Genomic DNA, 12,071 nt, shown 5'->3' on the forward strand with positions numbered 1-12,071 from the left:
ACGTTCCCCTACCTGGTTATCAATTTATTTTACAGGTGAGATACTGTTCATATTGTCAAATTTCTATAAGTTCTGAAAATCTAACACACCTAACACATGCTCTTTCAGCTCAATAAATGCCCGTCCGTCGCGCTTACGTGGATACGTTAACGGGATTGGTACGACTTCTTTGACGTGTGCTGGACGTGGCGTCATTGCAAAGACCCGCTGCCCTAAAAAAACCGCTTCTTCAACATCATGCGTCACCAAAACCATCGTCGTTTGACGCTCCTGCCAAATTCGCAACACGTCACTTTGCAATTTCATTCGGGTGAAGGCATCCAACGCACCAAACGGTTCATCAAATAACAAAACTTCAGGGTCATTGACCAAGGCACGTGCAATCGCCGCTCGGTGTGCCATCCCCCCAGATAATTGATATGGGTATGCATTTTCAAATCCCTGCAACCCCACCAATTCTATGAGTTCGGTCACGTTTTTTTGATCCGTGGACGTTAACTTACCTTTGATATTTAACCCAAATTCAATGTTCTTTTTAACCGTTAACCACGGAAATAAATTTGGGTCTTGAAATACTAGCCCACGATCACGCCCGGGACCTTGAACTTGCTGTTCCCCAATATAAACACTGCCACTGGTTGGTTCCTCTAGCCCCGCAATCAAGCGGAGCCACGTCGTTTTACCACAACCAGATGGGCCGATTAAGCTCACAAATTCACCAGGTTGAATCTCCGCATCCACATGGTCTAGCGCAATTACATTTTCTCCCCCAACCTCGTGGCTAGGGAAAACTTTACGCAAATTTGTGACTTTAATTTTTTCTGTTCTTACTACCATTTGATTAAACCCTCCTGCCACTTCAAGAAATGATCCCGCACACGGAATAAAATCGTGATAATTAATGAAAACGCAATTGCCAAAACAATTAAACCGGCGTATACGTTAGCGTACCCCATGATTTCACGTTGCCAATTAATGTACCAACCTAGCCCGTATCTGACGCCCAACATTTCCGCAACCATCAAAGTGATGAACGAGGCACAGACCCCATTGAAGATACCGACAAAGATACTCGGTGCCGCTGCGGGAATTGCGACCTTAAAAACTTTCTGCAATGTTGAGGCCCCCATCGTATCGGCAACCTCGAGGTAATCGACGCGGACACTCGCAATGCCAGAATTTGTCAAAATCGTGACCGGAAACCACATTGATAGTGCTAGTAAAAATGCACTCGCTGCAAAACTCGTTGGAAATGCTGATAGCGCAATTGGAATCAATACCGTTGGCGGAATTGGGCCTAAAAATTTTACGATTGGATCAAGCCAGTAATTCCAATCAGTACTCCACCCAATCAAGATACCGGTGATTACTCCACAAATCCCACCGAGCACCCACCCAATCACCAACAACCACACGGAGTAACCTAAGCACTTAGCTAGCAGTACTGCATTGTTGACCATCGCACCAAATATTTTATCGGGATTTGGGAAAAATAGCGTATTGATTGCTCCTAGTTTAAGTGTCACAAGGTCATACAAGCCAAATGCCAAGAAAAACACCCCTATCCGTGGTGAATTGTACTGAAAAGCCGTGACGCGATGCAAAATTGTACTAATAATTGCAAAAACAGCCGTCACCACTAGGGCAATTATTAATAATTCATTGAAATATGGCTGCGGCTTTTCAAAATTCGTCACACGATTAGGTAACAGATTATGCATCAACCACACGAGCGTGATTAGCACTACGCTACTCCAAATTCGTATTTTATTTTTAACCATGGCTTTCCTCCTGAAAACTTGTCTCAATCTGCACTACGACGTACCACAACACCTGCTTTTGAACACAAAAAGCCCGCAATCTAAACTATGTTAGACTGCGGGACGAATTTTTTCGTGTTGCCACCCGTTTGCAATGCCCCATCACTAAGGTATTCTCAATCGGTACAGATGCCATTAAGCACCAATATCGTTGCGCGTTAACGGGCGTGACCGGCTACTATTTACAACTCGGAATATTGCTCACGGTAACATTAACTCCAAGACCATTTTTCAAAACATTGGATCATCAGCTTTCACCAACGCGCTAACTCTCTATCCAGATCCGTTGTGATGTACTTATCTCTTCATTGTTATTGGTTGTCTAGTACACTACCGCTCACTTGCTCAGTTGTCAACATCATTTTCTCATTCTTTTAATCCAATTGTCATTTATCATCGAAAGACTACGTGTTTTATATAAAAAAGGCATCCATCTATACGCATGAATGCCCATTATTTTAGTAATCACGCCATTCTTTCTGTAAAACATCGTACACTTTACGATACTTGGGTGTTTCATAGAATCGATGATACAATTCAACCAACGAGGCCGGGCTTTGCGGACCTATGTCGTGATTCATTAAGAACGTGTAGTGCCCGTTCTCATATTCATAATTAACTTGAACCAGCGCTGGCTGATTTTGTTGTTTCAAAATTGCCCAGCGATTGGGACCAATGCTTTCGGCGTAAAAGGTCGTATTTTGCTGCACTTTTTCATATTTTTTGAAACCTTCACCTGATACTTGCAAATAATACATGTAGGCCAATATGTGATTTTGGTCAGCGGTTAGTTTCTTTTCAATTACGTTCAGCTCAGCAGCTTGTTTTTGATCTTTAGTCTGCATGTTATCCGCATCTTTTTTAATTAAATCATCGTCGGCTTTCATTGCCATAGTTGCAATATCAGTATATCCACGCGGTGTCAGAACACTAGTTAACGTTACATTTTTACTCATAAATTCAGTTGTCAACGCATCCTTAACCACCTTAAAATGTTTAATCTCTTTGTAGCCCTCAGTTTTTGCTTGTGTCGCCTGTGTATATCCAAGAGCCGTGGCACTTTTAACAGTCCCCGCTTGATTAGCCGTAGTCATTAATCCCCTAATTGGGGCCAGCACAACTTTGGTATCTTTAAGTTGGTAATTTCCTTCTTCAATCGTGAATTGCGTACTACCATTTAGTTGCGTAGTTTTTATCTCCGCATGATATTTATCGCCTGTTAGGAATGAAATCTGCATATCAACCGCAGTATTTTTTATTTTTTTAGTCGCGGCAAAATTCTCCCCACTCATCGTCGTTGCTGCTGATTGGCTACTAGTATCCTTAATCGGAATATTATTATCATCCTTCGGCATTTGTGCACGCTCCGTAATATAAATGGGACGTAGCAAAATTCCTGCCATACTCAAGATGATAATTCCCCCAATAATTGTTGGCATCAACCACCGGTACGAACTGCGATGCGGTTGCTTAGCGTATTCCATTTGTAAATCGCGTTTTTCATTTACACTAATATCACGTTTTAAATTAAAGCCACATTTTGGACAAAATTCATCGGTTGGTCTAATTGGTGTGTCACAGATTGGGCATTTTGTTGCATATAATTCGCTCATTATCCTCACCCCCTTGTAACAATAATATCACTCACATCAATAATATGTTGCTGTGATATTGGGTCCCATTAAGCGTATCAGATAACAAAAAAGTTCCCACACATTGTGCAGAAACCAAAAGAATATCAAATTATTCAATATATTTAATAACTTCCGCCGTTACACCATCATGCACCACTTCACCATTGTTAATGATAATAATATGATCAGTCGACTGTAAAAATGTTTCGCCATAATCGTGTGTAATCATCAAATAGCCCAAATTTGTTCGATTTATATCCGCTTGTACCTGTAAAGCAGTCGATGGGTCAAGGCCTGAGGTAACTTCATCAAAAATTGTAAAATTGTATTTGCGATACAATATGCGCGCTAATTCTAACCTACGTAATTCACCACCGGATAACTTACTATTCGAATTATTTATCTGTGTTTCCAATTGATTCAATTTATCCGCTAATCCTGCCATCGCAACCGCATTAGTAAGCTCTTTTTGCTGAATTTCCTCACTAAACATTGTGATGTTTTCTGCGATTGATCCATCGAACACAATATTTTGTTGATTTACTATTCCAAAAAAACTGTAAACGTCTTGATTACTAATAGTTGATAATTCAACCCCATCCATTAAAATGGAACCATCGTAATCAACTTCTTTTAACAACAACTTAACAATTGTGGATTTTCCTGAACCGCTTTTACCAATTAACACATTGCGTTCCCGAGTTTTTAAAACAAAAGAGATATTATCTAAAATCTGCCTGTCTTCAATAGATACACTCACATTCTTGAACTCAATTGTGTCTATCTTAGTTAAGTGATTTTTTTGCGTGTAGCTATCCCCGCTAATATTCTCAAATAAATTACTTACTTCGTTGATGACACGCTTACCCGCATAAAAATTTGCCAATAATTCTGAAATATTTTGCAATGGCCACGCTACTAAATTTACTAATTGCGAAAACGCCACCAATTGGCCTAATGTGATTTCGTGTTTGATTACAAAATACGCACCACATATCCATGTTCCCAAATACAAAACATCAGATGCAAAACTATTTAGAGCATCAATGATATTAACTGCTTTTTGATTTCTTGTACGAGCATCTGCTAAACCTGTATTGGCATAATCATATTTTTTAATAAATCGATTAATTGATAGTAAATGCGTTATTGTCGAAAAGCCCCTAAAAACATCCATAAACTGTGTTGTATAACCATCAATTTTAACAAGCACATCATCCTGTAAACTTTCTAACTTCTTTTTTCCAATTATTGGAATAATAATCGCTGGTAAGCTTAATATAATGATTACTACTGCTATTTCAGGTTTCATAATAAACGTAGCAATAACTGCCATTATGAATGACACTGTATACCCGAATGCTTTCGGAAATATCAAGAAATAATTCGCTTCTAATAAATCAGCTTTCTGACTTACTATTGTTTGATACTGCTCTTGACTATATCTACCATAATCTTGAATTGTCATCGTTTTGAATCGCTGCATTACATACTTTCTAAACTGATAATTCATTCGAATACCAATTTTTGCTTGTAGGTATGAACGATAGCCAAAACTACCAGCAAATATTACGATATACCCTGCTACCAGAACAAGTGCTGTCCTATATGAAATTTGAACTTTTCCATCTGCCAAATTCATAATAAATTCCAAAATATATGAATATGAAATTAAAATCCCTGCATAAGCCGTTGCAACAAATCCATATAAAGCAACTAATTTCTTTTCCGTTCAATATAATTTAGTCATTTTCTCTTCCTCCTTATCTTGCATAATAGCCCACTCTTCCACTTTTCTTTCTCATGCGTCGTAATTGACGCAACGTACAATAAAAAAGCTTAGCCAAGTGTTTAAACACTTGGCTAAGCTTTTTTTGCAGGCTAGTTATATTCTATGCCTTTAATTTGAAATATTTAATTTATTAAGATACTTGTCTAACATCACCCGATAATCTGCAGCCTTCTCTTTGTTTCCAATTTCATCCATAACTGTAATCGTAAAATTAGCCAACCGTGTGCCTTCAACTATTTGACCTTTTTGAATAAAAAGCAATCCTTGAAAAAACTTAAGCTGCACATGTACACGATAGTAAACGCTGCTGTCAAAGTTGCTCTTTAGCATTGCAATATATTCAGCGGCAACCTCATAGTATTCCTCTTCAATACAACTAATAATAATGTTATTAATGATCATCGTAATGATGTCACGATACTCAGTCACAAAATAATTATTTGGTAACTTGTTAAACATCTCTTTACCCATTTGAATCTGATATTCAATAGGCAATGCACTGAGCGTATAATTAATCATTATTAATTCATAGTGATAAAACACCTCGGCGTTAAATAAATATTCTTGAATTTGCTTCTGCTCATATGGTTCTAGCAATTTACCTTCATTTTCACACCATAATGCTTTAGCGATTAAAGCCAAATGCTGATGCGTTATGTCATGCGTTTTTCCCCAAAGTTCGTTCTCTTCATTACTTTTTTCTATTAACTTCTGCGTATCATTTGCCATTGATAACTTGCGTAATGCATTAATTTGTAACGTGTAATATGAATCATCTGCATCAATGACATAGTTTAAAAATTCCGACGTTGTCATGTTCATATTTCGTAACACTGGCATTAATGTATCTAATGAGATTCCTGAGATTCCACGTTCAAACTTTGACAGAAACGAACTTGTTGTGGTATTTCCGGCTACAAAACGTAAGGATAGATTTTTGCTTTCCCTAATATTTTTAAATTTCTCCCCAATTGATTCCATTATTTTCCCCATCCCATAATTATTCTTGCGTCAATTATGACGCAAATCAACTATACGGCAACGCCTATTTTATATTGTATATTATTTAGTAGAAAAGGAATCAAAAAATTATGAAATATCTTGTATTTGTTTTAGTAACCCTTACCATCTTTACCATCTTATCTGCCCGTGATTTTGCTCCTACGGGTACAACTGCCGAACATTCAGCTAATCAAGTTAAAGCGAACTATTAACATTATTTCCACTTTGCAGAAGCACCAAACACCAGTTGCACCATTTCTGGGGGAAGAAATTGAAAAAAGGCGTAGCTGAATTCTCGCTACGCCTTTTATTTATCGCACTAATTTATTCCGCTGCTTCCGTTTCAAATCTAGCACTGCTACAAGCACAATCATTGCCACCATGAACAGGAACACAATCATGAATAGCACTGAATATGAGCCGGCATCAATCAAGACCCCAGCAATTAGGGGACCTGCGGCACGGCCAAGCGAAATCATCATTGCCACAAAGCCTTGCGCTTGCCCACGAACGGCATCATCGGTCAACGCATCCACCCAGGCGGGGATATTTGGCGTCGCAAGCATTTCCCCAAGTGTGAGGATAAACATAATTACGATGAACGCCCAGTAGTGATGCGCAAAGATCAACATCACAAAAGTTGCCCCAAATAGGAATGTTCCACCAAGTACATTGGTTTTATATGACCATTTGCGTGAAATCCAACCGATTGCCGTTTGCAGCAATACAATCGATAGCCCATTAATCGTCCATAGATTCGTGTACTGTTGCACCGACATCCCCAAGTTGGTCATATGCACCGCAATTGGCGCTTCCCACATGACATAGGCGAAATACATCGCAAAGACTAAACCGGCAATCGAGAGAATGAATGGCGATGGGCGAAATTTTTCACCTTTGGCGGCTAAACGGCGAATTTCCTTCGCTAAAGCAGGCACCTTAAAGTGGAAAATAACTACAATGACAAACAATGCATACATCACTGACGCCGCCATGAAAACATCGCGAACACCTTTGTTGTATAGTAATCCGACCAATAACGTTCCCAGCACCACGCCAAGATTCATGGTCACCGACATCCAATTAAAGACTCGTCGACTACTTTCCGTTTTAATCGCCGCGGCGAATGCATTCAACGCCGTCCCTGCCACACCATCACCAAAACCAATTACGGTTAATAGAATTGGATACATTGGCCAACCGTGGAAAAAAACCATCAAAATCGTACTAATTGTCGACAGAATCACACTGAACAACAGCGTTTTATACGGGCTCCAATGATCAAACAAACGACCGCCAACATAATTTCCCACCATCATCATGGCCGCCATAATCGTTAATACCAACCCCGCCATCACCATTGATTGATGCAAAACTTCTTTCGTGTATAACGTGGTAATTGGCCATAATAACGCTGCCCCAGTATTAAGAAAGAGCGATGCTAATAACACCCATTTTAATTTAACTTCTTTCAGCGCTTGTTGACTTCGCTGTTCACTATCACTGCTATCCATAAATCCCTCATTTTCATTTCACATCCGTGTGCTTAAACTACACGCGCTAATTGCTTTTTCATATCATACCAAATGTAGCGATATTAACAAGTAATCGTGTACGAAAACTTCATTCACAAAAACAACGCTGAAATACAAACCACCCGCGTTCACTGGGTTCAGCCCACCTAATATCCGCATCAGAATCGATACCATAACTGAGAATGCGGTTTAAGTTTACCCCGCTTGGTGAAAAATGATAAAATGAAAGCGTTACCTATTATATATAAAGAAAGCAGATGGTACCTATGGCAATTATAAAACCAGAATATATCCTCGCCGTTGACCAAGGCACGACCGCATCACGCGCTAAAATTTTCAATAAAAATGGGCGGCGAGTTACCGAAACTGAAACTGATATCCCCCAAATATTTCCACAATCGGGCTGGGTTGAAGAAAATCCGCACGATATTTGGCATAGTGTGCAATCTGTCATTGCTAGTGCCATGATTAACTCTGGTGTCCGCCCCGATGAAATCCAAGCTATCGGGATTGCCAATCAACGTGAAACCGCGATTGTCTGGGATAGAGCTACCGGCCAACCAATTTATAACGCCATCGTTTGGCAAAGTACGCAGTCAAGCGACATCATCGAAGCGCTCCGGACGGCTGGTCACGAAGACATGATTCAAGCCAAGACTGGTTTGCCATTAAGTACTGTATTCTCAGCTTCCAAAATCCGTTGGATCCTAAACCACGTGGAAGGTGCTCAAGCACGCGCTGAAGCCGGTGAGCTCCTCTTTGGGACTGTTGATACTTGGTTGACTTGGAAGCTCACAGGCGGCGCGGCATTCGTCACTGACTATACCAATGCCAGCCGAACGATGCTTTTTAACATTAATGACTTAGCTTGGGATGACGATTTATTAGCCCTCTTCAATATTCCGGCCGTGATGTTACCTGAAATCAAAACAAGTTCGGAAGTTTATGGTACAACTGAAGCTTACCAATTTTTTGGTGGACAAGTACCGATTGCCGGCTTAGCTGGTGACCAACAAGCCGCCATGATTGGCCAAATGGGCTTCGATGAAGGATTCACTAAAAATACTTACGGTGCCGGTTCATTTATTTTGATGAACACTGGTGATCACCCCGTTAAATCAACCCATAAATTAATCGCCACCGTTGCCTATGCCATGCAAGGCGAAATCAAATACGCCCTCGAAGGCTCAATCTTCGTGGCTGGTTCGGCGATCCAATGGCTGCATGATGGCTTACACATGATTAGCACTGAACCTGAAACCAAAGTTGCCGCTACTAATTCGACCAACGATGACGAAGTGTACTTTGTGCCCGCCTTCTCTGGCCTATCAGCTCCCTACTGGGATGCCGACGCCCGTGGCGCTGTCTTTGGGATTACGCGCGGTACCAACCGTGATGATTTCATCAAGGCCACCTTGCAATCAATTGCCTACCAAACGCGTGATGTTATCGAAACAATGCGGGCGGACACCGGTTATGACATTGCCATCATGAATGCGGATGGTAGTGCTTCCCGGAATGCCTACTTAATGCAATTCCAAGCTGACATCCTCGACGCCGAAATTCGTCGAGCTGCCGATGAAGAAACAACCGCCCTCGGAGCCGCATTCCTTGCCGGGCTCGCCGTTGGTTACTGGGATTCCATCGACCAAATTCGTGAAATGACCGTCGATGGTCGTGACTTCAACCCCGACATGGCACCCGAACGCCGTGAAACGCTATATCACGGCTGGCAACAGGCCGTTAAAGCGACCCAAGTGTTCAAACCTAAGCACCACTAATTGCTACTGGAAATTAAATAGGCACTACCAAGTATTTTGAGCTTGGTAGCGTCTATTTTATTGCGTTTATGTCATTTTCTGTTTAATACAAAATATACTTTGTATTTATGCCATTTTCCTTCTGGTACAAAATATATTTTGTATTAACGCCGTTTTCCTTCTGATACAAAATATATTTTGTATTAACGTCGTTATCAACGCTAAAACGAAAAATAGGATTCACCAAGTCATTGCTAACTTTAGTGAATCCTATTTTTAAATATTTACGGTTGGACGATATTATCCGGTGTTGCTGTGTTCGGTTTGTCTTTACGCACCACTTCAATCAAAATCTTGTGGGGCAAGTTGACCGCGGTTTGTCCAGGCTTGGAGATCCAGCTCGTTCGCACCGCAATTTGATTAGGGGTTTCATCGCGATAATCACGAATTCGATTCCCATCAACTTCGATTATGTTATATTTACCACCGCTCCATTTATAGTTAATGAAGTAATGCTTTTTGTTTTTAGTTAAATTAACTGTTTTGAGAAGCTTACCATCGCGCGTGATGTTGGCAACCAAGTCACTGTTAGCATTGTTTAATGCCGAATTGTGCTGTTGCACGCCAAAAATCACCAACGGTAGGAAAGAGAGCAAAATAAGACTAACAACGATGATGTAGTCAAACGGCTTAATCATGTAACGATATTTGCGAATCGTTTGAATTGCTTGCTTCACTTTGTTTTCTCCCTTTCTTTAAATAAGTATTTCAACAAAAAACAATTATAGCACGGCGGCCAAGTAATATTCATAGATATTTTAGTAAAAATGTAGTAACATGAAAAAGTTTGTTATTGCGTCACCAAACTGTCGATGCGTTGCTGTCATCTAATTATCTACATATTTCTTAGAAATCATTTTTACAGCCGCGTATTTGTCATAAAAAAACGACCTATCAAGCCGCTATTTATTTGCTAACCGTGAAAGGGAGTATTATGCAAAAAACAGTTAAACATAGTTTATTTTTAATCCCCGGAATTGTCTTACTTGGAGCCGTATTGCGGATTCCAATCACCACGATTCCACCAGTTTTGGATTCAATTGCCAAAGGCTTACACGTACCGGTCTCATCATTAGGGATTTTGACCACATTACCACTGTTAGCCTTCGCCATTTTCTCACCAGTTGCCCCTTGGGTCGCACGTAAATTGGGAAATGAAGGTGCCTTTGCCGCCGTCTTAGTTCTGATGATTGTCGGCTCAATCATCCGGATCATTTCAACCCCAATGATGTTTTTAGGGACATTGTTAGTCGGTATCGGAATTGCCTTTATGAACGTTTTGTTACCAACCCTCATTAGTGCTAATTTCCCCACCAAAGTCGGTTTGTACACATCAGTTTACGTCTTCACTATGGGACTGACAACAGCCGGAGCATCTGCTTTAGCTGTGCCAATCGTGAAGGCAACCAGTTGGCAAACATTAATCATCATTTTGACGATTGCCGTTGTGATTGCTTTAATCGTTTGGTTACCAAACTTGAAATACAACCAACGTGCCACCCGTAACAGTGCTAGCAAGGCACCAAAAGTACCATCTGCTTGGAAAAATAAAACAGCTTGGTTAATGTTAGTTTTTGCTGGTATCCAATCAGCAATCTTCTACACATCAATCGCTTGGTTACCAACGATTGCCACCGGCTTTGGTTTATCAGGTAGCATGGCTGGATTATTAGCCGGAATCAATGCATTAGTAACGTTGCCAGTTTCATTCTTAGTACCAAATTTCGTTACTGGCTGGAACAAAAAGAATCGTCAAATTTTCTTAATTGTTGCCTCAGCCTTTGCCGCAATTTCTTACATTATGATTTTCTTCGGTAACGCCTCATTTGGTTTCTGGTTAGTCTTGAACATCTTGAACGGTCTCGCAACCGGATCATTGTTCCCTTACTTGATGGCTTCATTGAGTAACAAGACTAAAAATCCATACGAAACTTCTGAACTTTCAGGAATGGTTAACTCTGGTGGTTACTTGATTGCCGCTATTGGACCTGCCTTGTTTGGGACTGCTTACTCAGCTTTCCACTCATGTCATAGAATCCACAAATCATCGTCCTCTTAATCGCAATTGTCATCATGGCAATTACCGGGATGATGGTCGAACGTAAAGAAAAAATCTTTGATTAGTTTCATATGAATAACCGCAATTAAAAAGTTTTCCACCATGGTGTGTAACCGCAAAGTTATACACTGGTGGAAAACTTTTTTTGTTTTATTTATCCACAAGTTCATCTTTATCCACAGTCTCGTCGTGTACTTGCCACTGCGTCGAATTTCGGCTCTATTTCGTCTGACGTGGGATTGAATAAAATTGGCCACTCCGTGCCAGTAAATTACTTGGCGCACCACGCTGGAAGCAGCCTCCCAAGCCAAAGTACGGTCTTGGTCGGTTCGGACAAGCTGGGACTCTAAGGAATAAATTCCTAAGACTCCTCATCTTATCCTCAGCGGAAATATGTGCTTCACACACA

The 12,071-nt window shown here is 40.5% G+C and carries 10 protein-coding genes; 3 read left to right on the forward strand and 7 right to left on the reverse strand.

Annotated elements, in window-relative coordinates; translation table 11 throughout:
* Positions 1–63: 63 nt before the first annotated feature.
* The 5 genes from EQG49_RS06230 to EQG49_RS06250 all read right to left on the reverse strand — a co-directional run bounded on the left by EQG49_RS06230 (position 64) and on the right by EQG49_RS06250 (position 6,227).
* Complete coding sequence (locus EQG49_RS06230; RefSeq protein WP_133363161.1) at positions 64–837, reverse strand: ABC transporter ATP-binding protein; 774 nt, start codon at positions 835–837, stop codon at positions 64–66.
* Positions 831–1,781, reverse strand: coding sequence for an ABC transporter permease (locus EQG49_RS06235; protein ID WP_175577945.1), 951 nt, complete (start codon positions 1,779–1,781; stop codon positions 831–833). Before EQG49_RS06235 ends, EQG49_RS06230 begins: the two co-directional genes overlap by 7 nt.
* 497 nt (positions 1,782–2,278) lie before the next feature.
* Complete coding sequence (locus EQG49_RS06240; RefSeq protein ID WP_133363162.1) at positions 2,279–3,433, reverse strand: zinc ribbon domain-containing protein; 1,155 nt, start codon at positions 3,431–3,433, stop codon at positions 2,279–2,281.
* A 130-nt stretch (positions 3,434–3,563) separates the two neighbouring features.
* Entirely contained in the window at positions 3,564–5,132 is a 1,569-nt protein-coding gene (locus tag EQG49_RS06245) for an ATP-binding cassette domain-containing protein (protein ID WP_341472816.1), read from the reverse strand.
* Positions 5,133–5,354: 222 nt separating this feature from the next.
* Entirely contained in the window at positions 5,355–6,227 is an 873-nt protein-coding gene (locus tag EQG49_RS06250; protein ID WP_165964802.1) for a helix-turn-helix domain-containing protein, read from the reverse strand.
* 110 nt (positions 6,228–6,337) lie between these two features.
* On the opposite strand from EQG49_RS06250, the gene EQG49_RS14055 reads away from it, so the two are divergent.
* Entirely contained in the window at positions 6,338–6,460 is a 123-nt protein-coding gene (locus EQG49_RS14055; protein ID WP_279232826.1) for a hypothetical protein, read from the forward strand.
* Between the two features lie 99 nt (positions 6,461–6,559).
* Here the strand turns inward: EQG49_RS14055 and EQG49_RS06255 are convergent, their stop codons facing one another.
* Complete coding sequence (locus EQG49_RS06255) at positions 6,560–7,762, reverse strand: MDR family MFS transporter (protein ID WP_133363165.1); 1,203 nt, start codon at positions 7,760–7,762, stop codon at positions 6,560–6,562.
* Positions 7,763–8,049: 287 nt separating this feature from the next.
* Between EQG49_RS06255 and glpK the strand changes: the two genes are divergently transcribed.
* Positions 8,050–9,564 carry a glycerol kinase GlpK gene (gene glpK / locus EQG49_RS06260; RefSeq protein WP_133363166.1) on the forward strand — a complete coding sequence of 505 codons (1,515 nt, stop codon included), beginning with the start codon at positions 8,050–8,052 and terminating at the stop codon, positions 9,562–9,564.
* Positions 9,565–9,827: 263 nt separating this feature from the next.
* Here glpK and EQG49_RS06265 read toward each other — a convergent pair whose 3' ends face one another.
* Complete coding sequence (locus tag EQG49_RS06265; RefSeq protein WP_243115761.1) at positions 9,828–10,280, reverse strand: NusG domain II-containing protein; 453 nt, start codon at positions 10,278–10,280, stop codon at positions 9,828–9,830.
* A gap of 257 nt (positions 10,281–10,537) precedes the next feature.
* Between EQG49_RS06265 and EQG49_RS06270 the strand changes: the two genes are divergently transcribed.
* Positions 10,538–11,662 (forward strand): MFS transporter, encoded by a 1,125-nt coding sequence (locus tag EQG49_RS06270; protein ID WP_341472812.1) that lies wholly within the window; start codon positions 10,538–10,540, stop codon positions 11,660–11,662.
* The last annotated feature ends 409 nt before the right edge of the window (positions 11,663–12,071 follow it).

This window comes from Periweissella cryptocerci (genome assembly GCF_004358325.1).
Classification (GTDB): domain Bacteria; phylum Bacillota; class Bacilli; order Lactobacillales; family Lactobacillaceae; genus Periweissella; species Periweissella cryptocerci.

Bases quoted from the DNA above. Each gene is read 5' to 3' on its own strand.
- EQG49_RS06230 (WP_133363161.1), bottom strand. From the start codon at position 837: ATGGTAGTAAGAACAGAAAAAATTAAAGTCACAAATTTGCGTAAAGTT.
- EQG49_RS06235 (WP_175577945.1), bottom strand. From the start codon at position 1,781: ATGGTTAAAAATAAAATACGAATTTGGAGTAGCGTAGTGCTAATCACG.
- EQG49_RS06240 (WP_133363162.1), bottom strand. From the start codon at position 3,433: ATGAGCGAATTATATGCAACAAAATGCCCAATCTGTGACACACCAATT.
- EQG49_RS06250 (WP_165964802.1), bottom strand. From the start codon at position 6,227: ATGGAATCAATTGGGGAGAAATTTAAAAATATTAGGGAAAGCAAAAAT.
- EQG49_RS14055 (WP_279232826.1), top strand. From the start codon at position 6,338: ATGAAATATCTTGTATTTGTTTTAGTAACCCTTACCATCTTTACCATC.
- EQG49_RS06255 (WP_133363165.1), bottom strand. From the start codon at position 7,762: ATGGATAGCAGTGATAGTGAACAGCGAAGTCAACAAGCGCTGAAAGAA.
- glpK (WP_133363166.1), top strand. From the start codon at position 8,050: ATGGCAATTATAAAACCAGAATATATCCTCGCCGTTGACCAAGGCACG.
- EQG49_RS06270 (WP_341472812.1), top strand. From the start codon at position 10,538: ATGCAAAAAACAGTTAAACATAGTTTATTTTTAATCCCCGGAATTGTC.